The 25725-nt window shown below is 38.2% G+C and carries 19 protein-coding genes; 7 read left to right on the top strand and 12 right to left on the bottom strand.

The genetic code is table 11. The features are described 5' to 3' along the window. Positions 1-183 precede the first annotated feature (183 nt). Complete coding sequence (locus B5X53_RS11150) at positions 184-1464, bottom strand: metal-dependent hydrolase family protein (RefSeq protein WP_079713312.1); 1281 nt, start codon at positions 1462-1464, stop codon at positions 184-186. Between the two features lie 9 nt (positions 1465-1473). Continuing rightward, positions 1474-2607 carry a DegT/DnrJ/EryC1/StrS family aminotransferase gene (locus B5X53_RS11145; RefSeq protein ID WP_079713311.1) on the bottom strand — a complete coding sequence of 378 codons (1134 nt, stop codon included), beginning with the start codon at positions 2605-2607 and terminating at the stop codon, positions 1474-1476. A gap of 190 nt (positions 2608-2797) precedes the next feature. Here B5X53_RS11145 and B5X53_RS11140 point away from each other — a divergent pair, with 190 nt between their 5' ends. The 4 genes from B5X53_RS11140 to B5X53_RS19205 all read left to right on the top strand — a co-directional run bounded on the left by B5X53_RS11140 (position 2798) and on the right by B5X53_RS19205 (position 4976). Continuing rightward, positions 2798-4045 (top strand): 3-deoxy-D-manno-octulosonic acid transferase, encoded by a 1248-nt coding sequence (locus B5X53_RS11140; RefSeq protein WP_079713310.1) that lies wholly within the window; start codon positions 2798-2800, stop codon positions 4043-4045. 72 nt (positions 4046-4117) lie between these two features. Beyond that, entirely contained in the window at positions 4118-4351 is a 234-nt protein-coding gene (locus B5X53_RS11135; RefSeq protein WP_079713309.1) for a hypothetical protein, read from the top strand. Positions 4352-4480: 129 nt separating this feature from the next. Beyond that, positions 4481-4780: a hypothetical protein gene (locus B5X53_RS11130; protein WP_079713308.1), complete on the top strand. Its 300-nt coding sequence runs from the start codon at positions 4481-4483 to the stop codon at positions 4778-4780. Between the two features lie 31 nt (positions 4781-4811). Continuing rightward, positions 4812-4976 carry a Vmc-like lipoprotein signal peptide domain-containing protein gene (locus tag B5X53_RS19205; protein ID WP_198550793.1) on the top strand — a complete coding sequence of 55 codons (165 nt, stop codon included), beginning with the start codon at positions 4812-4814 and terminating at the stop codon, positions 4974-4976. A gap of 64 nt (positions 4977-5040) precedes the next feature. On the opposite strand, the gene B5X53_RS11125 is transcribed toward B5X53_RS19205, so the two are convergent. The 4 genes from B5X53_RS11125 to B5X53_RS11110 form a co-directional block, all read right to left on the bottom strand. Further along, the gene (locus tag B5X53_RS11125) at positions 5041-5814 is read right to left on the bottom strand and encodes an XRE family transcriptional regulator (protein ID WP_079713307.1); all 774 of its coding nucleotides are present in this window, start codon (positions 5812-5814) and stop codon (positions 5041-5043) included. Between the two features lie 78 nt (positions 5815-5892). Then, the gene (locus B5X53_RS11120) at positions 5893-6270 is read right to left on the bottom strand and encodes a response regulator transcription factor (protein ID WP_079713306.1); all 378 of its coding nucleotides are present in this window, start codon (positions 6268-6270) and stop codon (positions 5893-5895) included. Between the two features lie 9 nt (positions 6271-6279). After that, positions 6280-8928, bottom strand: coding sequence for a PAS domain S-box protein (locus B5X53_RS11115; protein ID WP_079713305.1), 2649 nt, complete (start codon positions 8926-8928; stop codon positions 6280-6282). 193 nt (positions 8929-9121) lie between these two features. Continuing rightward, positions 9122-9868 carry an SDR family NAD(P)-dependent oxidoreductase gene (locus B5X53_RS11110; RefSeq protein WP_079713304.1) on the bottom strand — a complete coding sequence of 249 codons (747 nt, stop codon included), beginning with the start codon at positions 9866-9868 and terminating at the stop codon, positions 9122-9124. Positions 9869-9980: 112 nt separating this feature from the next. Here B5X53_RS11110 and B5X53_RS11105 point away from each other — a divergent pair, with 112 nt between their 5' ends. Next, entirely contained in the window at positions 9981-10658 is a 678-nt protein-coding gene (locus tag B5X53_RS11105; RefSeq protein WP_079713303.1) for a M15 family metallopeptidase, read from the top strand. A 79-nt stretch (positions 10659-10737) separates the two neighbouring features. On the opposite strand, the gene B5X53_RS11100 is transcribed toward B5X53_RS11105, so the two are convergent. After that, on the bottom strand, positions 10738-13191 hold the full coding sequence (locus B5X53_RS11100) for a zinc-dependent metalloprotease (protein ID WP_079713302.1): 2454 nt from the start codon (positions 13189-13191) through the stop codon (positions 10738-10740). A gap of 210 nt (positions 13192-13401) precedes the next feature. Beyond that, the gene (locus B5X53_RS11095; RefSeq protein ID WP_079713301.1) at positions 13402-14163 is read right to left on the bottom strand and encodes a sterol desaturase family protein; all 762 of its coding nucleotides are present in this window, start codon (positions 14161-14163) and stop codon (positions 13402-13404) included. 154 nt (positions 14164-14317) lie between these two features. Between B5X53_RS11095 and B5X53_RS11090 the strand changes: the two genes are divergently transcribed. Further along, positions 14318-16084 carry a mechanosensitive ion channel family protein gene (locus B5X53_RS11090; RefSeq protein ID WP_079713300.1) on the top strand — a complete coding sequence of 589 codons (1767 nt, stop codon included), beginning with the start codon at positions 14318-14320 and terminating at the stop codon, positions 16082-16084. Positions 16085-16364: 280 nt separating this feature from the next. Further along, positions 16365-20420, top strand: a complete 4056-nt coding sequence (locus B5X53_RS11085) for a hybrid sensor histidine kinase/response regulator transcription factor (RefSeq protein WP_079713299.1) — start codon at positions 16365-16367, stop codon at positions 20418-20420. A gap of 43 nt (positions 20421-20463) precedes the next feature. On the opposite strand, the gene B5X53_RS11080 is transcribed toward B5X53_RS11085, so the two are convergent. From B5X53_RS11080 to B5X53_RS11065, 4 genes are read right to left on the bottom strand one after another with little or no spacing between them, the layout of a single operon-like run. Beyond that, positions 20464-21579 carry an alpha/beta hydrolase-fold protein gene (locus B5X53_RS11080; RefSeq protein ID WP_079713298.1) on the bottom strand — a complete coding sequence of 372 codons (1116 nt, stop codon included), beginning with the start codon at positions 21577-21579 and terminating at the stop codon, positions 20464-20466. A gap of 52 nt (positions 21580-21631) precedes the next feature. Continuing rightward, the gene (locus tag B5X53_RS11075) at positions 21632-23545 is read right to left on the bottom strand and encodes an alpha/beta hydrolase-fold protein (protein ID WP_079713297.1); all 1914 of its coding nucleotides are present in this window, start codon (positions 23543-23545) and stop codon (positions 21632-21634) included. Positions 23546-23572: 27 nt separating this feature from the next. Continuing rightward, a complete protein-coding gene (locus tag B5X53_RS11070; protein ID WP_200811839.1) occupies positions 23573-24373 on the bottom strand; it encodes a sialate O-acetylesterase in 801 nt (266 codons plus the stop codon). A gap of 41 nt (positions 24374-24414) precedes the next feature. Further along, positions 24415-25722 carry a family 8 glycosyl hydrolase gene (locus tag B5X53_RS11065; RefSeq protein ID WP_079713295.1) on the bottom strand — a complete coding sequence of 436 codons (1308 nt, stop codon included), beginning with the start codon at positions 25720-25722 and terminating at the stop codon, positions 24415-24417. Positions 25723-25725: the final 3 nt, after the last annotated feature.

The raw sequence follows: 25725 nt of genomic DNA, 5'->3' as shown, positions 1-25725 counted from the left end.
ATCGCTTCAGGATTTTTTGCTTGTTTTGCAAAGAAAACAATTTTACTTAAAACAAAACTTGTTGAAATCACCATCCTGAATTTATTTCAGGATCTGAAAGTTTTTACATACCAACAACTTAGATCCTAAATCAAGTTCAGGATGACATTCTCGAATACTTTTCAGACAATTTTATTTCAAAGTTTAATTTTTATAAACTTTCCCCTCTTTCATCACGAATTTCACGTCTTTTAAAGTCTCAATATTTTCGACAGGATCTTCGTCAACAGCAATAATATCTGCATAAAAACCTTCAGCGATCTGGCCAATTTTATCTTCCATCTTTAAAATCTTCCCCGCGGTAATCGTAGCACTTTGAATTGCTTCCATTGCCGGCATTCCGGCTTCTGTCATATAAACAAATTCGCGGGCATTTTCCCCGTGTTTAAAAACTCCGGCATCGGTACCAAAAGCAATACCTACTCCCCTTTTATAGGCACGGGCGAACATATCCTGAATTTGCGGACCAATTTCCCTGGCTTTTGGCACTACCAATTCGGGATAATAATTTTCAATTTCGGCATTTTGGGTTACTTCTTTTCCAGCCGTAATCGTAGGAACGAGGTAAGCACCGTGTTCTTTCATTAAATCCATCGTCTCTTCGCTCATTTTGGTACCGTGTTCAATGGTTTTTACACCGGCTCTAATTGCGCGCTGCATTCCCTCATCACCGTGAGCGTGAGCTGCCACGTGAAAATCATAATCGTTTGCAGTTTTTACAATAGCTCTTATTTCGTCTTCAGTAAACTGCGGATTTGAACTACTTTTAGCAACACTTAACACTCCGCCCGTAGCCGTAATTTTAATTAAATCGGCTCCATTTTTATAGCGTTGGCGGACAGCCTTGGCAGCATCCTCAGGTCCGTTAACCACACCTTCTTTTGGTCCCGGGTCACCAGTTAATTCCTTATTCATTCCGTTGCTGGGATCGGCGTGGCCTCCGGTGGTAGCCAGCGATTTCCCGGCAGTAAAAATTCTCGGCCCGTCAATCTTTCCTTTATTTATAGCATCACGAAGCGCAATATTTACTCCGCTGCCTCCCAATTCCCGCACGGTGGTAAAGCCGGCCATTAAAGTAGTTTTAGCAAAACCAACCGAATTAAAAGCCGCATCTTCAGGATTGTTTATAAAACGTTCCATATATTTTTGCGGATTGGTTTCACTTTCCAGGTGAACGTGCATATCGGTTAGTCCCGGAAGTACTGTTTTATCTCGAAGATCGATTACCGAATCATTTTCACTCTCGGGATTAACAAATCCTTTCTCCACACTTTTAATCTTATCCTCGGAAACAATTATTGTTTTTTCAGTTAGAACTTTTCCTGATTTTGTATCTACCAATTTACCAGCTTGTATGTAGAAATCCTGCGCCTGAAGTCCTGTAGATAAGAATATTCCGAAGCAAAAAATTAAAAGTTTTTTCATATTAGAAATTTAAGCGTTTAAAAATTCTTTGATTGTACCTGTAATATAATCAATTTGTTCATCATCCAGTTCGGTATGCATGGGCAGCGAAAGCACTTCCTGAACCAACTGATTGGTTACCGGGAAATCGGCTTCATTATATCTGGAATCTGCGTATGCTTTTTGCTTGTGTAGCGGAATAGGGTAATAAATTCCGAATGGAATTCCTCTTTCCTGCAGGTGTTTTGCCAGGGCGTCACGTTTTCCATTTTTAATTTTCAGGGTATATTGGTGATAAACGTGAGTATCATCTTTGTCAAGTAGTACCGGTGTAATGATATCTTCCTCCCCTTTAAAAGCTTCAGAATATTTATTGCCCGATTTTTTCCTGGCTTCATTATAAGAATCAAGTTTTGGAAGTTTTGCCCTTAAAACCGCCGCCTGTAAACTGTCTAACCGCGAATTTACACCCACCACATCGTGATGATAGCGCTCATACATACCGTGATTTACGATGCCGCGAATAGTATGTGCCAGTTCATCATTATTAGTTAAAATTGCGCCACCATCACCATAGCAACCCAGGTTTTTGGAAGGAAAAAACGAAGTAGCGCCAATATGGCCAATTGCCCCGGTTTTTTGGGTTTTTCCTTTTTTGGAATGATAGTTCCCACCAATTGCCTGTGCGTTATCTTCAATCACATAAAGATTATGTTCCTCGGCAATTTCCATTATTGCATCCATATTGGCCGCCTGACCAAAAAGGTGAACAGGAACAATGGCCTTGGTTTTTGGAGTGATTGCCTTTTTAATGGCTTCTGGATCTATATTAAAACTATCGGGTTCCACATCTACCAGAACAGGCGTTAGCTGAAGAAGCGCAATTACCTCAACGGTAGCCGCAAAAGTGAAATCCGCAGTAATTACTTCATCACCCGGTTTTAGATCAAGCCCCATCATTGCTATCTGCAAGGCATCGGTACCGTTGGCACAGGGAATTACGTGCTTTACCTGGAGATAATCTTCCAGATCCTTCTGAAACTGCTGAACTTCAGGGCCGTTAATAAATGCTGCATTTTCTATCACCTGCTGGAAAGAAGCATCTACCTGATCTTTTATCCCCTCATATTGACCCTTAAGGTCAACCATTTGTATTTTTCTCATCTATTTATAATTTTTCTCCCCGTTTTTAAATCAGCACGGAATAAAAATCCTTGCTCCTGTGGCGCCAATTTTCGGGGCCAGCATTACGCCGTTTTCATATATTTTTTAGAGTCACGAAAATACGAAATAAGCTCCCTATTGCCAATCAATTTTAATTAAAGGCCTATTTTCGCATTAGAAACAAGTTATTTTGAAGCCACTTTACAATTTAGCGACAAAAATTGCTGAGAAAGCATTACCGCTGGCCGGCAGGTTTAATCATAAACTCAAATTATTTACCGAGGGAAGAAAATCGGTTTTTGATAAACTGCAGGCAGAAATAGATCCTGCTGAAGATTATCTTTGGTTTCACGCAGCCTCCCTGGGTGAATTTGAGCAGGCTTTACCCATTATTGAGGAAGTAAAAAAGGAATTTCCGAAGTATAAAGTATTGATCACTTTTTTTTCTCCTTCGGGTTACGAAAACAAGAAAAACCACCCGCTGGCTGATGTGATTACTTATCTCCCGTTAGATACTGCAAATAATGCAAAAAGATTTCTTGCCCTCGTTAAGCCTAAAATTGCTTTTTTTATTAAATACGAAATCTGGCCAAATTTCTTAACTGAACTTAAGAAACAAAATATTAAAATTTTACTGGTTTCAGGTGCGTTCAGAGAAAATCAGGTTTATTTTAAACCCTACGGAGGTTTTATGCGAAAAGCTTTATCAAATTTTGATCACTTTTTTGTGCAAAATGAAACTTCAGCAGAATTAATTAAATCTATTGGCTTTAATAATATCACCCAAAGCGGCGACACACGGTTTGACCGCGTTTCAAGGCAAATTCAGTATAACAATACCCTTGATTTTGCTGAAGAATTTATAAATAATAAAACCTGCCTGGTGGCCGGAAGTACCTGGCCTGAGGATGAAGAAATTCTCCTTCCTTTTATCAATCAAACTTCAGCAGGAATCAAGATAATAATTGCTCCCCACGAAATTAAAGAAGAAAAAATCAAGGCGCTAGAGCAAAAAATAAAAAGAAAATCAATTCGATATTCAGCAAAAGAAAATCAGGAGCTGGCGAATTTTGAAGTATTGATTTTAGATACTATAGGATTACTTGGTAAGGTATACAGTTACGCCAATATTGCTTATGTAGGTGGAGCTGCGGGAACCTCAGGCCTTCATAACATTTTAGAACCCGCAACCTTCGGAATTCCGGTAATTATCGGGAAAAATTACAACAACTTTCCAGAGGCTATTCGGCTAAGACAACTTGCCGGGCTATTTTCTGTAGAAACTTCTTCAGAATTCAGCGAGGTGATAGAAAAACTACTTGCCAATAAAGAGTACAGAGAAAAAACCGGGATGATTGCCGGACACTTTATTAATAGTAACACCGGTGCCACTCAAACCATTATCAATTACCTGAAGCGTTTACCGGGGTTTAGCTAAAGTTTCCTAAAAAATAAATGCACCTAACATTTATATTGTAATTTCGGTGTATAAATCAATAAAATAAACATTATGAAACGAGTACTTATTACAGGAGTAATTTTACTGTTTACCGCCATGAGTTTTACCTCCTGCCGGGAAACTACAGAAAAAGAAACCGTGGTTAGGGAAGTTGAAGTTGAAAAAGAGGAGACTCCAGAGCCTGAAGAAGAGCGCAAAGGAATCCTGGAACGAGCCGGTGAAAAAGTAGACGGTAAGGTAAATGAAGAAATAGACGAAGAGATAGATAAAATTGATGATAATTAAACATAAGCAAGAAAACAGCCTCAAAGAAGTTGTTTTCTCTGTTTTTTAAGAAAATTTTAATATTGTTTCTGTTAAAATCCACTTTTACATTTCTAATTTTGCTTTAACAAACGAGAAACAACCAAATTTATGAAAAGATCAATTTTAATGCTCGCAATGTTTTTCACCCTTAGTACAGCTTTTACTTCATGCCGTGAGGTTAACGAAGAAGAGAACGAAATGGAAATGGAGGGTGAAGAAATGGAAAGAGAGATGGAAGGCGAAATGCACGAGATGGATGATGATATGGATAATGTTGGAGACGACATTGAAGACGCCGCTAACGATGCCGGAAACGCTGTTGAAGATGCAGCTAACGAAACCGGTGACGCAGTAGAAGATGCTGCCAACGAAGTGGAAGATGAAGTTGAAGGTAACGACGACTATTAATTCCTATTAATAATTAACTAAACTTAGAACTATGAAAAAATTAATTTTAATGCTCGCTATTACCTTTAGTACCGCTGCGGTTTTTACTTCTTGTAGAGAAGAAAAGTCTGGTGTGGAACAAGCTGCTGATGATATTGAAGATGCTGCAGATGATGTAGGAGATGAAATAGAAGATGCTACCGACGATATGGAATAGCTGAAATCTTAACCAACCAAAGAAAAAATCCTTTTTGATTAAATTCAAAAAGGATTTTTTTTATTTACGCCTGTTTTTTAAACGATTTCAATTCTCGTTTAAGATCTTCCATAGATTGTTTTAACTCTCTAAAAAGTCCGCTTTCTGATGGATTATCTAAATTAAAAGTAAGCTTCGAGTTTACCTGCCAGAGTTCCTGGATTTCATTAATATTTACTTCTATAGGTAGGTATTCTTCATTTAAAGAAATTAAAAGAACCTTTGAAGCATCGGGAAGCTTTTGAAGTTTTTTAACCAGGACAGAATCCTGCAAAACCACCACATAAATTTTGTTGTTACTTGCCTGGTCTAAATCGGGTACGGCTTTGGCCAAAACCCATTCGTTGGGATAATAGTTGGGTAACATACTATCACCTTCAATTTGAAAACCTCGATAGGTAGCATTTCTAAACTCCGGCAACGGAATATCAAAAGCGGGTAATTGCTGGTACCATTCTACATCCTGAACGTTATGAGGATAACCGGCTGCAGCCTTTTGATTTACCATTACCATATTTTCATTATCTGAAGAATCTACGGTAACCACTTTTGGACTTACATCGCCCTTGCTTAATTGTAAAAATTTTTGCCCGCTTTGCCCGAAGAGCCATAAAGGATTTATCCCGAACTGGCTCAAAAGTTCAGCCACCACTTTTCCTGAAAGTTTGGTACGGCCGCGCTCAATATCAGCCGTAGAGTTTTTTATTCCTAAAAGCTCGGCAAATTCAGATTGCGTGAAGTTATTTTCTTCCCGTACTTCTTTAAAATGTTTAATGTCAATAGATGGTGGCTGCCCCATAATTCTAATGTTTAGGAATTTATCCAATAATAATCAAATTTATTGGATAAATTCCTAATTCACAAAAGAAATGTTTTCCTAATCATTTTCGGCAGCAAGTATTTTCTCTATTTTCTCGGTAAGTTCTTCTACCTCAAAAGGTTTTGCAATAAAATCGTTGGCTCCCGCATCTTTGCATTTTGGGCCGGCATCGTGCAAAGCGGACATCATAAGTACAGGAGTTTTTTCTATCTCCGGGTTCTTTCTAATTCCGGCACAAACATCGGTACCATCAACCCCGGAAATTAGCATATCTAAAAGTACTATATCTATATTTTCCTGCTGAATTAATTCTTCGGCTATAAGTGGCTTTTCGGTAACGATCACTTTATAACCGTAAAATTCCAGTAATGTTTTTAACATTTCCCCAATTCCCGAATCATCATCTACCACTAGAATCTTTGTATTTTTCTCCATATTCTTTATTTAAGAAGTAATTTGCGTAGCATCCAGAATGAATGAAAATTCTGAACCTTCGCCTAATCTACTTTTCACTTTTATTTCTCCATTATGTCTTTCCATAATCTCATTCGCCAAATATAATCCTATACCAAAACCTGAATAAGTTTCTTCGCTTTTAACCCCAACCCTGTAAAATCTTTTAAAGATCTTTTTGTGGTTTTCGGTGCTTATTCCAATGCCGAAATCTTTTATAATCACTTTGACTTTATCCCTGGCCTCCTGTACAACCTTTACATTAATATTTAGACTGCCGGGTGAATATTTTATAGCATTCATAATTAAATTAATAATTACCTGCCCAATACGATCCCTATCAGCCCGTACAAGGCTTTGCACTTCACTTTCCAGGTCTATTTTATGTTGCGTATTGGTGTAATTTATATCCTGAATAGTTTCGGCAACAAGTTCATTTAAATTAAATTCTTCCTTCTTTAATTCCAATTGATTTTCCCGAATTCTGGAAAGATCAAGTATTTCTGAAATTAATCTTGTTAACCGTGAAACCTGGTGATTTATTCGTTCTAAGGAAGGCTGTAATGGAAGTTTTGAAACTTCTGCTTCCTGCTGTTTTTTAATTAAACTTAGCAACAGTTGTACATAACCTTTAATAGAAGTTACCGGTGTTTTCAACTCGTGGCTCACCATTTTAAGAAACTCTTCTTTACGTTTTTCTTCTTCCTTAATTTTATCAATTTCGGTGTTTGCGGCAATCCACATTTTTACCGAACCATCATCTTCCTTAACCGCTTCACACCTGCTTAAATGCCAGATGTATTTTCCTTCTTTATTCTTTAATCGCAGCTGCATTTCAAGATCGCAACCGGTACCAAGACAATTTTCCCAGGCATCTAAATAAGTTTGTTTTTCATCGGGATGAATAAATTCTACCCAGCCAATTTCCTTAAGGCTTTCACTGGCCTTGCCCGTAAAATCTAACCAGTTTTTATTGAAATAAATATCACTTCCCCGGGCATCGGTTTTTGAAACCATTCCCGGCATTAAATCGGCCATTTGCCTGAAATGAAATTCACTTTCTTTCAAAAGCATTTTAGACTTAACCGATTCGGTCACATCTATTGCCATATTTAAAATTCCGTAGATCTCCCCGTTCTTATCACGTAATGGTTTGTAAGTAAAGTTATAAAAGCCGGTTTGCATTTCACCGTTTATAAGTAAATCTACCTTATCTTCTTTACCCCAATAGGTTTCTCCAGTTCTATAAACATTTCTTAGTAGCTCCAGAAAAGGTTGCCCGTCTAATTCAGGAAGAGCCTGATCTAAGCGCTTTCTTAATACCGAATCATCTTTTCCCCATAGCTTAAGCATGGCATTGTTGGCCAGCTCAATATTCATATCCAATCCGGTATAAATAGCCGTAGCTACCGTGGCTTCCTTAACAATTCCCTGCATGCGGTGTTCTTTTTCCCGAACAAGGTTTTCTTTTAATTTTTCGTCGTGCACATCTATTACCGTACCTATCATTCCCTCATACTCGCCGTTGGAATGAAATTTAGGGCTTCCTTTATCTATTACCCAACGGTAATCTCCATTTGCACTTTGAAGCCGAAAGGTAGAGCTGTAAGGTTTTCTTTCTTTTTGAGCTTCAAGGAAAATTGCTTTGGCACGTTCGTAATCTTCAGGATGAATTGTTTCTAACCAACCAAATACTTTCGCCTCTTCCACATTTTGGCCAGTATAGCTATACCAGTTTTTATTAAAAAATATACTTTCACCTTTCTCATTCGTGATCCATATAATACCAGGAACGGCATCAATAACTTCTTTTAACCGGTCTTCACTTTCTTCAACTTTTTTACGGGCCAGTACCTGCTCGGTCACATCAATTGCATGAACAAAAACCCCGTCTATTTTGCTTTTTTTGTTCCGGGTAGGTTCATATACAAAATTGAGGTATGAATTTCTAAACGCTCCATTTTCATCCTGAAGATTAATGGCAATCTCATTACCAATATATGGTTCACCGGTAGAATATACGGTATCTAAGAGATCTATAAAACCCTGGTTTCCGACTTCGGGAAGCGCTTCTTTTACAGTTTTACCTATAATATTTCTATGAGCAATTAATTTAAGGTAATTCTCATTAGCTACCTCAAAAGTATGTTCCGGACCTCTAAGAATACAAATAGCAGCGGGAGCATTGGAAAGTATATTATCTACAACTTTATTAAAAACTTTCTCCTGGCGGGACAACCGGCCACTTTTAAGCCTTTTAAAACTTAAGAGCGTTAAAGAAGTTTTTGTTGGTAAGGAAAGTAAAGAAGCATTAACCGAGAATTTTTTCTTTTCATTTTCTGAAAATTTCACCTCAACAGTTCTATCAGAAATCGGTTCTTCACTATTTTGAAGTTCTTCCAGAATTTCTCTGAATTCATCCGTGTGTAATTGCTTCTGATTAAAGTTAAAAACTGAAACCCCTCCCTCACTTTCATTAATTTTAAACTTTTTCTCAAAATTAGCGTTGTATGCCACTATATTTTGGTTTCTATCAAGTACCAATAATGGCTCCCGGACGGTTTTAATAAGTCCGTGTGCATAATTTTTAAGACTGTCTAATTCCTCTTTAGGAAGTTTAGAGGTGTCAGATTCTATCATAAATGTAAACTAAATCTTCGGTTTAAATGTGCTAAATTAATGCCACTAAATTACTATTTTTAAACAGTAATTTCCTTTTCTGTTTCTTATGAAAATCATAAAGTTATAGATCAAAAAAAGGAGAAACAAGCTCCAATAAAAAAACCGACGAAAATCATTTTCATCGGTTTTAAAGAAATTAATTTGAAATCAATTATTGCGCTAAGTACCCGCCATCTAAAGGGTAGTAAGCTCCTGTGGCAAAAGACGACTTCTCGCCGGCAAGCCACAAAAATAGTTGAGCCACCTCATCTGCTTCTCCCAGTCTTCCAATAGGATGCACATTTACCAGCTGCGCTAACAAATCTTTATCTAAATCTTTTAACATAGGCGTATTTATAAACGCAGGCCCAACAGAATTCACCCTAATTCCTTTCGCAGAATATTCTAAGGCAGCAGATTTGGTTAAACCTAACACTCCATGCTTTGCCGCTGCATAGGCTGCCGAATTTGCGAAACCAACGCTTCCCAAAATAGAGGCCACGTTTATAATTGAACCTTTCCCATTTTTAAGCATTTCAGGAATTTGATACCGCATACCGTAAAAAACACCCGAAAGATTTATAGCAATCACTTTATCCCAGGCTTCAATAGGATATTCACCCACGGGGTGTTGTGGCCCTCCCACTCCGGCATTATTTACGGCAATATCAAGTTTACCGAATTTCTTCACCGCTTCAGTAACACTGTTTTCAGAATCCTGGGCTTTAGCAATATCTGCCTTAAAAAACATCGCTTCTCCTCCATTTTTATTTATTTTCTTCGCAAGTTTCTCTCCTTTTTCAACATCTATATCGGTTAAAAAAACCCGGGCACCTTCCTTTGCAAAAAGCAAAGCTGTACTTTCTCCTATTCCCGATGCTGCCCCTGTTATAAGCGCTACTTTACCTTTTAATTCCATGATCTGATTATTTTTGATTAAACTGCTTAAAATTAATAGTTTAAATACCGAAATAATATGATGAATATCAGGGAATAATATTTTAAGTAACTTGGCTTAAAATTGATTACAAATGAAAAACTTAACCTACCTTTTAATTTTTCTATTTAGTTTTAATTTCGTCTTGGCGCAGCAGAAAAAGCTACCGGAAGGCTTTGTTTACCTAAAAGAACAAATTCCTGATATTAAACTCGATATTCGATATGCAGGAAATAATAATTTTATAGGAAAACCGGTAAATTCCTATAATAAGCCTACAGCCATTTTAACGGAAGAGGCTGCCACTGCACTTCAAAAAGCTCAGAAAGATTTAATGGCTGAAGGTTATTGTTTCAAGATTTTTGATGCTTACAGGCCTCAAACCGCAGTAAATCATTTTATTGAATGGGCCAGAAAGCCTGAAGACACGCTTACCAAACAAAGATTTTACCCCGAAGTTGCTAAAAAAGACCTGTTTCAACTCGGTTATATCGCCACAAAATCCGGGCATTCCCGTGGCAGCACTGTAGATCTCACTATTATTGATGCCCAAAACGGCGAAGAATTAGATATGGGTAGCGGCTACGACTTCTTTGGTGACATTTCTCACCATAGCACCAATAAAATCACGAAAGAACAAAGAGCCAATCGGTCGTTACTGAAGCGAATAATGATTAAAAACGGATTTAGACCTTACCCCGAAGAATGGTGGCATTATACTTTAAGAAACGAACCTTTTCCCGAAACTTATTTTGATTTTCCGGTTCAGTAATCTAATAAGATTTTCTAAAAACAAAACCCCGAAAAACTTCAATTTTTTTCGGGGTTTTTAATAAATTCTGATTTATAAATTAAGACTCTACATCTAACGCAGCATCTATCCTGGCGATTAGATCTTCCCAGTGATATTGTGTCAAAGAATGATTTGTTCCAGACTTTCTTCTATTAAGTTCACGCTTTAATGTTTGCATTTCACCACGCATCAGTGGCAAAATATCAGACTTCAGCAAGGCTTCGTTATCTTCAGCATTTAATTTCTTAAGATATTCTGAAGCAATATCTACGTAAGATCGCTGTAAATTACGTCGGTAAGCATCAACCTTATTTCTACTATAAAGCTCACTAAAAATACCTTTGCGCAAATCTTCCATTAAACTTACAGCTGTATAAGCTTCATTTTCATTTACTTCTTCGTTAGCGATCATTCGGTATAAGCGATCTTCATCCAACAAACTATTTAATGCGCGGGTCTGTAAACCCTGTATACGTTCTATAGCTCCGGAAGCTTCAATTCGGTTTAGTATTTCCTGGTTAAGCAACCAATCGGGCGTGGTAAAAGCTTCTTCAACTAAAAAGTTAACGGCTTCTTCCTGCTTTTTCTTCGGAACATTTTCGTAAACCACTCCATCCTGATTTGAAGTTTTTCGAGTTTCATAAACACCACCCACATTAGCAACCACGTGAGAAGTATAACCGCGCCACATATAGGTTAATTCGCGATACACTTCTTCAAGATCGTCATATCCATAACCGTCTTTTGAAGTCCATTCAATTAAATTTGGAACTACCTTTTTAAGATTTGCCAGTCCATATTCGCTGGCTTTCACCTGATCGTCCCCTAAACTTTCACGCTGCGATTGCGGATCTACACCCCCATAACCGTTTCCGAATTCATACCAGGGATTTCCTGCTTTTTCTAAAATCCATTCATCTAATTTTCCTTTTTCTGCTTCAGGAGAATCGGCTTCAGGAAGATATCTATAACCCCAGTTGATTGCATATTTATCGTATGGCCCCATCATCCTAATATACCGTACACCTTCATCTTCCGGCTGCGCCACGTAATTTACACGGGCGTAATCCATAATTGAAGGCGTTAAACCATATTTCTGAGTAAATTCAGGCGATCTTAAAGAATCTGTTGGATACGCCGCACTGGCTTTCATATTGTGTGGTAAACCAAGTGCGTGGCCAACTTCGTGGGCAATTACCATACGCATCATTTCGCCGATTTCAGATTCAGGAGTATTTAAAGTCCTTGCATCTTCGGTTTGGGCTCCAGCCTCAATCATAAAGCGGTTTCGGTAAGAGCGTAAATGATTGTGGTACCAGATGATATCACTCTCAATAATTTCTCCAGTTCTAGGATCAGTCACCGATGGACCAACCGCATTTCGCGTGGTACTGGCCACGTAACGAACCACCGAATAGCGCACGTCTTCCGGGCTAAACTCCGGATCCTCTTCCTCACTTGGTGGATCTTTAGCGATAATTGCATTTTTAAACCCGGCTTCTTCAAAGGCTACATTCCAATCTTCAATTCCCTGCTTAAAATAAGGACGCCATTTTTCCGGCGTGGCAGGGTCTAAATAATAAACAATAGGCTCCTCAGGTTCTACTAACTCGCCACGTTTGTAGGCTTCAATATCTTTTGGAACCAACTTCCAACGGCGAATCAACTCATAATCATCGGCTTTTAATTCTTCCGAATTATAATCGTATTTATCTATAGTAAACCAGCCCACACGATGGTCTGCAATTCTTGGCTGCATCTTCTCATCGGGCAGTAAAATCATAGATTGATTCATCATCATAGAAATTGTCCCGGCCTGGTCTCGTGTTGGTGGCTCTTCAGCTTCGTAAGTCATCACGTGCTTAATCTCTACATTTTTAGGGTAAGCTTTGGCAGATTCGATATAAGACCTACTCTGGTCCAGTTTCTTCACTTTATAACGCTTCCTGAGTGAAGATGAAAGTCCGTTAATGGCCTCCACCTCATTTTCGAATAAAGCGCTTGCTTCAATTACGACACTCGTAGAATCCTGGTTATAAGCTTCAATTTTAGAGCTAAAAAGAATTGGAAAGTAATTATTGGCTTGTACCGATTTGTAAATAGGCGACTCTTCATCGCTCATATTTTCGAAGCTAATCACCTTAACGTCTATACTACCTTTCCGTTTGGTCCAGCGCACCACCTGCTCGTTCACTTTAGAACCGGCATTTACATAACCACCGCCGTAACCATCGGGCACACCAGCGATTCGACTTACCAAAAGCATTTCTTTATCAAGCATTGCTACCGGAATTTCGAAATAAAGCTTATCGTCTACAAAATGCGTAGTAAAAAGGCCTTCATCTGACTCTGCTTCTGAAGTGATGACCTCGTTATAAGATTTTAATCCGTTTGTGGATCTTTTTGAAGTATTTTCAGCTGAAATATCTTTACCGCCGAAAACAGATTTTTCACTTCCGCAGCTAGCTACAAGAAATGCCGCCAGCCCCAGAATTGGTAATTTTCTAATCATAAAATTTTTATTTTGGCCTCAAGATAAGCAAACCTGAGAAAATGTCTGAAATATGGGAGGTGAAGAATTGTTAATTGTAAATAAAAATCATCCGTTGAACTGAACATGTTTCAAATTCCAACAGGACTAAAAAAACCATAACCTAGATTTCCAAAAAAATGGAGTAAGCTCTGAAACAAGTTCAGGATGACGGAGAAAAATTTGCACCACTTATTCCGAAGAAATTTCAGAGTCGCTTTCTGTATTCATCCAGCGGTCCCAGAAAGTAAAATAAAGTCCGAAATTGGTTTTAAATTCGGCGTGATGAAAATGATGATGTGTTGCGCCGATAAATAATTTTCCTAAACGGCTTTTTATAAAAGCTTGGGGATAAATTTCAATATCTAAATGGTTAATCACACTACTAAGCGTCATAAAAATTAAATACACTCCAATTACAATAGGATGCACCGGTAAAACGATTAAAATTGCCGGGACAATAAGCGCTTCCAGTAAAGATTCCCAGGGATGAAATGAAAATGCCGTCCAGGGGCTGGGCACCAAACTATCGTGATGTACTTTATGAATTTTTCTAAAAACTTTTGGGTGATGCATCCAACGATGCACCCAGTAATAATAAGTTTCGTGAAACAGGGAAAGCAAAATAAAACTAAGCGGTAAGTACCAAAATCCAAATTTTTCAAGATCCAGGTAAATTGCGGTAAAACCTTTTTGCCACAGGAAATAAGTTAGTGCACCAAAAAAGCCAAAAATAACAGAAGACCACATACTCCAGTAAATTTCTTTTTTTAACTGCCCTTTTCTAAAACCGCGTTTACTTAATCTTTTGTTCCTGAATTTTTTACTTTTAAAACTATAATAATACCAGTAAAAAATCCCCGCAGAAATTAAATATCTTAGAAAAACCGCGGCAAAGAAAATGCCTACACAAACAAGAAAAAGCCCCGGGTTATTAATTTCGAAAAATATCATATTAATCGAATGTAGCGAATAAGGGCGTTAATTGGAAGTCAAGCTTTCAGAAAGTATTCTTAAAACTTAAAGCAATTCAAGTGCGCGTGGGTTTGGGAGACCTATAATCTTTACAATTTAGTATCTTCGGGATAACTTAGCCAATTTGCCAGTTATGAAGAAAAAAATTGATCTTTTTTATCTGAAATTTATATTACTTATCGGTTTCCTATTAGTTAGCAGTATACCTGCTGAGGCCCAATTTCCGTTAGGAAACAATCAAAATAATGAAGCTGAATCCCAGGAAATTCCTGAAGATATTTTAGGCAGAAGAACGCCGCGAGGTACAATAAGCGGATTTATAGATGCTGTGGCCGGCCAAAATTATAATCGCGCCTCGAGATATCTCAATTTTCCCCATACTATTACTTCTGAAGAAGAAAAAGAGCGGGTTGTCCTTGTTTTACAACGCTTGTTTGACCAGAAGGGAAGTATACTACCCTATTATTTAATAAGTGATGATCCCACAGGTAAAACCGACGATGATTTTGAACCAAACCTGGAAAAGGTAGGAAGTGTAAGCCCTGACGATGAGTTAATTGAGATTTTCCTGAAACAGCACGAAGATGAAACAGGCTACCCAATCTGGCTTTTTTCTGCTGAAACGGTGGAAGCAGTAAGTTCGGTTAGTCTTCAAAATTCGGCTCTTGTAGATCAAATTGTTCCGGGATTTATCAATAAATATATTTGGGGCGGTGTACCTGCAGGCCAATGGATTGTTGCCTTGTTGCTGATTGGTTTAAGTTACCTCATTTCATTTGTAGTGATTTCTTCTCTAATCTTCTTACTTAAGAAACTTTGGAAAAGGATTAGAGAAGAACCCATTTCGGGAATAATTACTGCAATTAAACTTCCATTAAAATTATATGTAGCCGTTTGGATTTTTGTTGCATTTACGAGAAACCTGGAATTATCTATTATTTTACGCCAAAAATTTAGTGCAATTACCATTATTGTCGGCATTGTTGCTATTCTTATTCTGCTTTGGAGATTATCTGATTTTATAGGGAAATTTAGTCAGGAAAAAATGCTATTACGCGGAAACCCTGCAGGGGTTTCTATAGTATTATTTCTACAACGGGCCGCCAAAATTGCTATTGTTATTTTTGGTATCATATTTAGTTTAGGTGCCATCGGCATAGATGTAACTACCGGTTTGGCCGCCCTGGGAATTGGGGGTATTGCCCTGGCCCTGGGAGCTCAAAAAACTATAGAAAATTTTGTAGGAAGTGTTACCTTAATTGCTGACAGACCAATTCGCGTTGGCGATTTTTGCCGGGTAGGCGAAGTAACCGGAAATATTGAAAAGATTGGCATTCGCTCTACCCGAATTCGCACTTTAGACCGAACTGTAGTGACGATTCCCAACGGTGCATTTTCATCTGACACTATTGAAAATTATGCTCATAGAGATAGGTTTCGGTTTGTAAGTGTTTTAAATTTTAGATACGAGACTTCAACTGATCAGTTGCGCTATTTACTTACCGAATTAAGAAAGGTACTTTACGCGCACCCTAAAGTTTATGAAGACCCCGCCAGAATTAGGTTTATAGGTTTTGGAGCGCATTCTTTAGACCTGGAAGTTTTTGCATATTTAGATGCAAAAGATTTTAATGAATTCCTGGAAATCAGAGAAGACCTTATGTTAAGAATGATGGATGTGGTAGACCAGAGCGGTACCGATTTCGCTTTCCCATCGCAAACTATTTACTTCGGAAAAGACCAGGGACTTTCTAAAGAAAAAACAGCTGAAGCAGAAGCCGCAGTAGAAAACCTAAAAAAGGAACGGGAGATGCCGCTTCCGCAATTCACCAGGGAACAAATTGATGCACTAAAAAATAAATCCAGTTACCCACCTGAGGGTTCCAGCACCTCTATTTAGAGGGTTGAAGGGAAAAATTCCGCTTAACTTGTCTTCTACTATAAAACAGTTTAAGATTAGACCTAAGTTAGCTGTGAATGAATAAAACTGAATCCATACTAATTCACCTTATAAAGAATCTTTTATAAATCTTTAATAGATTGCTGATTTAAGAAAAAAATTATAACTTGTGGTCACAGAAACCATAAGTTTTATTCCGCCCTGATTTTAATTCTTAAAATTCTGTATTTAAATAATTCTGAAAAAGTTTTAGATTCTAAGAAGTTACGAGGAGGTTTATATGAAAACACCCAATTTTAAATCAGCCTTTTTAAAGAGAGGCTATTTATTATTAACGATAATTCTATTATTCCCAATCTTTACCTATAGCCAGGTAGGAAATTTATTTTCTACTGATGCAGAACTTTCCAGTAGTTTAATTAATCAAATCTTTCAGGATAACAAAGGATATATCTGGATCGCGACCGAAGATGGTTTAGACAGATATGATGGCGCAAAATTCTCAATTTATAAACAAGACCGGGAAGATTCTACCTCAATCTTAAACAATTATGTAAAGTCTATATTTCAGGATAGTCAGGGCGTTTTATATTTTGGATTCTTTAATGGCTTACAATATTTTGACCACGCAACAGAGGAATTCCATGAAATCCCACTTTTAACCGAAGACGAGACCCCCTATCCCGCGCATGTCACCTCTATGCTAGAAAGAGAAAATGGAGAAATTTTGATAGGAACATCGGGCCAGGGCATTTTAAAATTAACGCGGAAGAACGGTAAACCCATAGCTCGTAAATTTCCCGAAATGGTTCCCTCTTCGTTTCTGGAAAGAATTTTTGAAGACAAAAATGAAAATCTATGGGCGCTTAGCCAAGATAAAGGCCTGTTTAAAATAACACCCCAGGGAGAAATTATCGAATATTTTAATGAAAATGATGAAACACAAATTTCCAGTATTGCTGAGGATCAAAAGGGTAATTTGTATGTTGGGAGTTTAAGCAAAGGCTTGTTTAAATATAATCGTGAAAATGATAAATTTAATTTCATAGAAGACTCCAAAAATCTCCCGGTAAAAACACTTTATGTAAGTAAAGAGAATGAAATCCTGGTGGGAACTGATGGGATGGGTTTAAAAATCTATGATCCCGTAAGAGAAAAAATGAGTGTAAATGATTTTAGCATAGCTAATTTCAGTTTTAAGAAAACTAAAATACACTCGGTGATGCAGGATAAAGCCGATAATCTTTGGCTTGGTATTTATCAAAAAGGAGTTTTGCTAATCCCAGATAAAGCCAATAACTTTAGTTATATAGGCTACCAATCTGTAAAAAACAACATTATAGGATCTAATAGTGTGGTTTCTATCTTTAAAGACAGGCAGGATATTTTGTGGGTAGGCACCGATGGTGATGGGTTGTATGGTGTAACCGAAGAAAAAAAACAACGTTATCATTTAGGCAACAATGGTATACAAGGTTCTGCCAGTATAATGAGTATTTACCAGGATTCTGAAGATGAGTTATGGATTGGAACCTATCTTAATGGACTGGCAAAAGTAAATCGGGAAAACCAGGTTTTAGAATATATTGAACCTTTTAAAGATGAACAGAATAATACCGTAGAACGCGTCTATAGTCTCACTGAAGACGATCAAAAAAACCTTTGGATTGGTACCCTGGGATACGGACTTTATTCTTACAATCTTGAAACTGAAGAAAGAACCAACCATAATACTATTGAAAATGGAGCCCCATTTGACCAGTTATACAACAAGTGGATTAACTGCCTACTCTTATCTAACACCAACAAACTTTATATAGGAACTTATGACGGTCTTGCCACCCTGGATTTGGAGAAAAACAGCTACCTGAACCAAAAAGGTGAAAATCATATCTTGACCAATAAAATTGTTTACAGCCTATATGAAGATGAAGGAAACAACTTATGGATTGGCACTTCAGAGGGTTTATATTACAAACCAAAAAATGATTCTATTACCCAGGTTTATACTATGGACCACGGATTGCCAAGTGATGTGATAAGTGCGATTGAAGCTGATACCGACAACAATCTCTGGATAAGTACCAACAATGGGATTTCTAAGTTTGAACTTCGAACCAAGGAGTTTAAAAATTATTATTTCCGCGACGGACTCCAGGGTAATGAATTCAATAAAAATGCTTCCTATGCTGAACATAATGGTCGGTTATATTTTGGAAGTACTAATGGTGTTACTTTTTTTGATCCTTCAGAAATTACTTCAAAAGGGAGTAATGTAGACCTGAGAATTACAGGATTTTATCTTCAGGACGAACCTGTTAAAAAAGGAATGAAATCTGGTTCTTATTCCATTACAGAAAAAGCAATAATCGATGCCGATACTATGGAACTGGCACATAATGATAACGATTTTAGTATTGAATTTTCTTCATTCGCTTTCAAAAACCAACAATGGATCACTTATTCTTATTCCCTGAATTCAGAAAACTGGATAAAATTAAGGCCTGGGATGAATACGGTGACTTTTAATAATCTTGAACCGGGAACTTATCATTTTAAAGTAAGAGCTAAAGATTATGGAGAATACTCCAACGTGCAGGAACTTAGCATAATTATTCATCCGCCCTGGTATTTTTCCAGCTGGGCCAAATTGGGCTATTTACTACTACTTGTTATCATTTCCTATATTATAGTGCAGGAAGTACTCCAACGGCGCAAAACAAAAAATGAGTTACAGGAACATTTGCGCGCAGAACAAATTAATGAAGCCAAGCTTCAGTTCTTAACCAATATTTCCCACGATATTAAAACTCCAATATCACTTATTATAAATCCGCTAAAAAAACTTATAAAAACCGATCCTGAAGAAGATAGACAGAAACTCTATAGAATTATGGAGCGAAATTCTGAACGGATTTTACATCTTTTAAATCAGTTAATTAATGCTCGAAAATTTGACCAGGGAAAAATTGAATTAAAGTTTCAAAAGACTGAAATAATAAGTTTTGTTAAGTCTATAACCTCGCTTTTTGACGACCAGATAGAAAGTCACGGAATCAAATTCCAGATTAACCATCCAGATTCAGAAATAATAGCTTTTATAGATCCGAATCATTTTGATAAGATAATTCAGAATTTAATTTCCAACGCTATAAAATTCACTCCCCAAAATGGAACAATTGAAGTAAATATAGGGGCTGACGAAAGAAAGAAGGAATTCTACATTATTGTAAAAGATAATGGCGTTGGAATTAAGGAGAGTGAACTAAATAACGTCTTTAACCGTTTCTACCAGGTTTCCAATAATGAAAGCCGGCAGCTTGAAGGCACGGGTATTGGCCTGCACTTAACCAAATCTATAGCTGAATTACACCACGGTACAGTTAAAGTTGAAAACAATGAGAATCAGGAAGGTTGTAAGTTCATAATTAGTGCACCATTAGGAAAAAGCCATCTGAAAGAAAGTGTTATTGTTGAAGAAACTCCTGCAACCGCCAACAATAAGGAAACTCTGCCATTCAACACTATTCAAAAGCGAGACGAGGTAGAAAGTACTTTAGAAAAGAATAAACCTACCGTGCTGATCGTAGACGATGATAGTGAAATCAGAAACTATATCGCTATAGAATTACAGAACCATTACAATATTATAAAAAAAGAAAACGGAAAATTAGCCTTTCCAGAGGTGATTAAAAAAGCTCCTGACTTAATAATTAGCGATGTGGTAATGCCTGAAATGGACGGTATCACTTTTACGCGTAAAATCAAAAAAAATATTCATACCAACCATATCCCGGTAATTCTTTTAACCGGTAAAACCGATAAAGAAACTAACCTGGAAGGCCTGGAAATTGGCGCAGATGCTTATATAAACAAACCCTTTAATACAGATATCTTAAAAAAGACAGTAAAAAACCTGATTAAAAACAGAAATGTTTTAAAAAACACTTATTCCGGAAATCAATTACACGAAGAGAAGATCAAGCACTTAGATCTAAAATCTGGTGATGAAACCCTGGTGGAAAAATTCATGGAAGTCGTAAATAATAATATTAGCAATCCAAACTTGAACGTAGAAATGGTTGCTTCGGAATTAGGAATAAGTCGGGTTCATCTTTATCGTAAACTAAAACAGCTCACTAACCAATCGGCAGGAGAATTAATCACCAATATCAGACTAAAAGAAGCTGCCAATTTACTGGCTTCAAAAAAGATTAATATAGCTGAAGTAGCCTACGCAGTGGGTTTTTCCAGCACCTCTAAATTTTCAACAAAGTTCAAGGATTTGTATGGAATGACCCCAACAAATTACCGCCAAAAAGAAACTCAAACTTAACTAAAAGCAGTCTAAAAAGTTTTAATCAGAAAACAGAGAAATTTTATTCCTCAATTTGAAACAACAATGGAGCCAGTTGGTGTAAGCTACGGCGCCAGGTATGGAATTCGTGCGCCGTTCCCTCTGAAACGTATGAAACCGCATTAAAACCTTCCTTCTGTAATTCAGAAACAGCACTTTTTACTGCATCAGGTCTTTCTTTACTTCCGGTACTAATAAAAATTAATTCAGGTTTGCTTCTATCCTGGAGTTCTTTCGATTCATAAATTCCTCCACTAAACAGGGCGTAGTACGAAAACACTTCAGGCTTGTTTAGAGTGATTAGTTTTGTCTCAAAAGCTCCCATAGAAAGTCCTGCCATTGCCCGGTTTTCCTTATTTGCCTTGGTTCTGTAATGAGTATCTATGTAAGGAATTAATTCATTTACCAACACCGTTTGAAAAGGTTCGATATCAAAGTCTCTCAAACCTCCAAATTCTATTTCATTGGTCATTCCATAGGTCATAACTATGATAAAAGGTTTTGTTTTTCCTTCTGCCAGTAGATTATCCATAATTAGATTGGCCCGACCCTGATTGGGCCAGGAAGTTTCATTTTCACCATATCCGTGTTGTAAGTATAAAACAGGATAGCTTTTATTTGGTTCCAAATCATACTCAGGTGGCGTATACACAAACGCCCGGCGCGAAGTATCTGTACTTTTTGACGGAAAAAGGATTTGTTCAACTTTACCGTGCGGAACATTCTTTAAAGCAAAGAAATCCTGATCCTGAGCCGGTACTTCAATACCACTGCCCCATCGATTTGCTCCATAAAAATATAAACTCCCGGGATCTGGCACAGAAGCACCATCTATGTTTAGCTGATAATAGTGAAAACCTTCATCCTGCGGCGCCGACTCACCTGTCCACACTCCTTCTTCGTCTTTTTCCATATCGTATTTCACACCGCCAATATCCAGTTGAACCTTCTTGGCTTCAGGAGCAGATATTTGTGTGCGAACCTGGCCCTTTTCGTTCACCATAGGATATTCACTGCCCGGCTGATTTACCGGGGAGGGTTTAAACTCTTCCTCATTGTCCACCTCTTGGTTCTGTGCAGTAACAAGGTGGGATAAAAAGGCTAAGCATAGAAAGAGTATTAATTTATAATGTTTCATAATAAATATTTTAAATGTTAATAATTAGATTAGCCTCTCCAGGGAAATTTTGTTACTTAAACAAAAGCGGTGCAAAAGAAAACAGGTTGTGCCGCCAAACAGGCCAGGTATGTCCACCGGGATATTCACTATAATCATACTTTATTCCCATCTCATCAAATTTGGTCATCATCGCTTTATTATTATTGTATGCTATATCTTCCTCACCACCCATAGAAAGCCAGAAAGACTCCAGGTTATTATTAATTTTCGCTGCATTTTCTTTCATAAAAGCATATTCCGGTTTAGTAAGTTCTGGATTGTCCGTAAACCAGCCCGAGCTAAAAACTCCTAAATGGGAAAACATATCGGTATTTCGGATACCGGCGTATAAAGTTTGAAGGCCGCCCATAGAAAGCCCGGCCAAAGCCCGGTTTTCAGCTCCCGGGGCTACGCGAAAATTATTTTCTACAAACGGAATTACTGCCTGCTTCAGTTCCTGCTCAAAAGTTTGAAGTGATTGCTGAAAGGAATTACGAGAGCCTAAATTTCCATCCATCATTACTACCAGCATAGGTTCGGCTTTATTTTCAGCAATAAGGTTATCGAGAATCAGATCGGCACGTCCCTGCGAAGACCAGCCACGTTCATCCTCCCCGCCACCGTGCAATAAATATAACACAGGGTAATCTTCACTTGAAGCGTCGTAACCCGGAGGAGCGTATACATACATTCTACGCCAGCTATTCGTTATGTCAGAAAAATAGCGCCTTATCCGCACATCTCCATGCGGCACATCTTTTAGGGCATAAAATTCTCCCTCCCGGGATGGAATTTCAATTCCGCTTGCCATTCTACCCATTCCGTAAAAGGTTTCGCTGGCAGGATCGGCTACTGCAACATCGTCAATAACCAAAGAATAATAATGAAAGCCCTGACCTATAGAATCAGTAGTAACCGTCCAGGCTCCGCTGGAATCTTTTTCCATATCATATTTACGTCCAAGATCTATCTGCACCTTCTTCGCTTCCGGTGCATCTATTCTGAACCTCACACGATTGTCCGGAAGGATCTGCGGATAATCTGCTGAACGAATATTTGTTGAAGCCGGAGTTCCTAAAACAGTGTATTCTGAAAAGGAAGATTTATCTACCGGTTTAAATAAAAACTGACTGAACATATAGAGCCCGTTCTTCCAGACTTTAAAATCGTGACCACCTGGTTCCAGGTAGTAAATGTGCGGTACTCCTTCCTGAAATAAATAATTATGAGTTCGCTGACTTACATTAATAAGATCGTCCTTATCGCCACAAGAAATAAAGAGCAGCTCAAGTTTCTCCTTTGCCTCCTGTGGATTTGGTAGCAGTGCTTCAGGTTCTTTGGTATTGGGTGCGGCAGAAAATGCGCCTACCCAGGCAAATTTATCAAGATTACCCAGGCCAAAGTTTAGAGATTGACCACCTCCCATTGAAAGGCCCGCAATAGCTCGATTTTCGCGATCTGTCAGCACCGGGTAATTTTTTTCAATAAAAGGAATCAGGTCATTTAATAAATCATCTTCAAAACGGCTAAAAGCTTCAATTTTATCCGGTGCAAAGATATTTCCTTCGGCACGGTCGTTTTTCATCGCCCTTCCGTTAGGCATTACCACCAGCATCGGTTCAAGCCTGTTTTCAGCATAAAGATTATCAAGAATTACCTGCGGATTAGCTCCTTTCAGCCATTCTTTTTCATCACCGCCAATGCCATGAAGCAAGTATAACACAGGATATTCTTTCTCTTTTGAAAAACCCGGGGGAGTATAAATTAATGCTTTTCGCGCATTCCCTACCGTTTTGGAAGTATAACTAATAGAGTCTATTTTTCCTGTGGCAATGCCTGTGCGTTCCTCATCAAAACCCTGAGGCATTTCTTTGGAAATCTCCTGTGCCGACGAGGAAAATCCTAATGTCAGGAGAAAAATTAATAGCGTACTGAATTTTTTCATAGTACAAATAGTTTAAATTATTATCAATTACTTCAAAAGCGGAAGCATTTTTTCAGCATAACGCTCCCCCAATTCTCTATATCCAGCTGCTGAAAAATGTAATCCGTCATCCACCGCTTCACATCCTTCTGAAGAAACGATATGAGCGTTTGAAATTTTCTGCGGAAGTTTTGCAAGTATCTTATTCATACTGGCACATTTACCACCCTGCTCTTCTGAAACCATTTCCCCCGCAAGTAGCGGAACTTCTTCAGGATTTAAGTTTAGATCTTTCAATAAATTATCATAAACGGCCTTTACTTTTTCGGGCCACTGCTCATCGCCGGTATTAGATTCGCCCTGATGTAGCAGGATTCCTTTTATCACTCCCTTTTCCTGAGCTATTTTTCCGAGATTTACTAAATGTCCATAAGGATTCCCGTCGTATTTATTAATGGCCGGCAGCATCCAATCGGGAGCATTGTCCACATATTCTTTATGATTTTCTTTATCGAATAATTCAATTTTACATCCTCCAACCGCAACATTAATTACCCCAACTTTTACATTTTCAGGTAGATTTTGAATCATAGTTCTGCCAAAATAATCGGTAGGAGTTAAACCGGTATCGCACCTTGACAAAGGTGGAATTGCGGTATACCATTTCCCTGCTTCCCGGCCCAGCTCAGGACAATCCACACTTTGCACAACCTGAAATCTTCCAGTCCCCAGTGTATCCTGAGGTTCAAATTTGGCGTGCCCCTCCATATTGGATTGACCAAAACTTAAATACACGTGGAAATTGGAGTCTTGTGCGAAACCAAGCGATCCGGTTAGAAAAAGTGCCAATAGAAAATATTTTGCTTTCATATTAATTTATCAATCACATTTTAGTTTGCTTGCGGAGTAATAATCTCGTAATTACCACTTAATTGCATCAGGCTAAACAGGTAAAGAAGTCCGTCAAAATAAGGATCGAAATAGCCATCTCCATAAGGTTCTAATTTTGCTTCCCAAATTTCATCTACAAACTTCCAGCCTTTGGGATGGGTAGTCATTAGTGAAGCTGTAGCAGCAGTAGAAACAAGGCCAAGCGAATGCCTTAACTTTTGAAAGCCTCCGGCGGGAAGTATCCAATCTGGAGTTGAGCCGTCTATATTATATTGATCTACATAAGTATCCAGTCCCTCACAATACAGGAAGTTCTGGATTCGGTGCGCATATTCTTGTTGCCATTCCCTGTCTTTAGCAAACCAGCTATAATCCATTGCAATATTAAAAGGTACCCGCCAGGAGTCATATCTAAACGCATCCCCCATCTTTCCGCGGCTATGAGGTTCTCCGCTGAATTCGGCATAATCGGGGGTTAAACCGGTTTCAGGATGGGTAGCACGGTGTAGAAAAGTTCTTGCTGTATCAGCAGTCGCTCTGTAAAATTCATCGCGGCCATCATTGGCATATTCTGCCCAAATCTCAAAGAATGCTGGTACGTGATACGAAGGATCTGTCCAGTCATACCCGCCATCGTGAGGTACAAAAGTTATCTGTTTATGTTCCTCATTCAGCACATTCCTAACTCCATCTGTACCATCTTTGTTCCACATAGCATCCAGAATTCTCCTCGCCTCGGCGTAATAATTTATTCCGGTTTCGTTCCCCCAAAGATTGGATGCGAATAGCAAGGCGGTTACGAAAAACAATTCCCCATCTGAAGCTGATCCTTCGGCATTCTTTTTTCCCGTTTTTGGATCAACGCTCCAGGCGAAATAAGCTTCGCTCGGCCCTTCCTGGTGCTGCATATATTTCACCGTCCATCGCCACAGTTTATCAAAAACTTCTTTTTTATCAAACTGAACCGCCACCATTAATCCGTAAGAAAGCCCTTCGGTACGGGCATCTCTATTTTTCAAATCCGACACATAAGCCAGGGAATCCTCAACTTCAAAATACACCCTATCTGGTCCTTCAAAAAGATCGTAATAGGCTTTTTTCAGTTTTGCATCAATATCGGCCTGAGAATAACCGGCTTCTAAAAAGAGGTTCCTGTATTCCCCGGTTTCCCAGGCACCCTTAGTCCAGGGTTCCATTTTTCCACGAGGATCTTCTACTTCTTCATCACAATTTTGTGCAGTTATCTCTGTTGTAAAAAACAGCAGACAGAAAATACACAATACAGGTATATAAAACTTTTTCGTCATTTT

It is taken from the genome of Salegentibacter salinarum, from assembly GCF_900168115.1.
Lineage (GTDB): Bacteria > Bacteroidota > Bacteroidia > Flavobacteriales > Flavobacteriaceae > Salegentibacter > Salegentibacter salinarum.
This window is presented reverse-complemented; position numbering and strand designations above follow the sequence as displayed.

Excerpts from the sequence above, each read along its gene's own strand:
- B5X53_RS11150 (WP_079713312.1), bottom strand. The coding sequence starts at position 1,464 with ATGAAAAAACTTTTAATTTTTTGCTTCGGAATATTCTTATCTACAGGA.
- B5X53_RS11145 (WP_079713311.1), bottom strand. The coding sequence starts at position 2,607 with ATGAGAAAAATACAAATGGTTGACCTTAAGGGTCAATATGAGGGGATA.
- B5X53_RS11135 (WP_079713309.1), top strand. The coding sequence starts at position 4,118 with ATGAAACGAGTACTTATTACAGGAGTAATTTTACTGTTTACCGCCATG.
- B5X53_RS11130 (WP_079713308.1), top strand. The coding sequence starts at position 4,481 with ATGAAAAGATCAATTTTAATGCTCGCAATGTTTTTCACCCTTAGTACA.
- B5X53_RS19205 (WP_198550793.1), top strand. The coding sequence starts at position 4,812 with ATGAAAAAATTAATTTTAATGCTCGCTATTACCTTTAGTACCGCTGCG.
- B5X53_RS11125 (WP_079713307.1), bottom strand. The coding sequence starts at position 5,814 with ATGGGGCAGCCACCATCTATTGACATTAAACATTTTAAAGAAGTACGG.
- B5X53_RS11120 (WP_079713306.1), bottom strand. The coding sequence starts at position 6,270 with ATGGAGAAAAATACAAAGATTCTAGTGGTAGATGATGATTCGGGAATT.
- B5X53_RS11115 (WP_079713305.1), bottom strand. The coding sequence starts at position 8,928 with ATGATAGAATCTGACACCTCTAAACTTCCTAAAGAGGAATTAGACAGT.
- B5X53_RS11110 (WP_079713304.1), bottom strand. The coding sequence starts at position 9,868 with ATGGAATTAAAAGGTAAAGTAGCGCTTATAACAGGGGCAGCATCGGGA.
- B5X53_RS11105 (WP_079713303.1), top strand. The coding sequence starts at position 9,981 with ATGAAAAACTTAACCTACCTTTTAATTTTTCTATTTAGTTTTAATTTC.
- B5X53_RS11100 (WP_079713302.1), bottom strand. The coding sequence starts at position 13,191 with ATGATTAGAAAATTACCAATTCTGGGGCTGGCGGCATTTCTTGTAGCT.
- B5X53_RS11095 (WP_079713301.1), bottom strand. The coding sequence starts at position 14,163 with ATGATATTTTTCGAAATTAATAACCCGGGGCTTTTTCTTGTTTGTGTA.
- B5X53_RS11090 (WP_079713300.1), top strand. The coding sequence starts at position 14,318 with ATGAAGAAAAAAATTGATCTTTTTTATCTGAAATTTATATTACTTATC.
- B5X53_RS11085 (WP_079713299.1), top strand. The coding sequence starts at position 16,365 with ATGAAAACACCCAATTTTAAATCAGCCTTTTTAAAGAGAGGCTATTTA.
- B5X53_RS11080 (WP_079713298.1), bottom strand. The coding sequence starts at position 21,579 with ATGAAACATTATAAATTAATACTCTTTCTATGCTTAGCCTTTTTATCC.
- B5X53_RS11075 (WP_079713297.1), bottom strand. The coding sequence starts at position 23,545 with ATGAAAAAATTCAGTACGCTATTAATTTTTCTCCTGACATTAGGATTT.
- B5X53_RS11065 (WP_079713295.1), bottom strand. The coding sequence starts at position 25,722 with ATGACGAAAAAGTTTTATATACCTGTATTGTGTATTTTCTGTCTGCTG.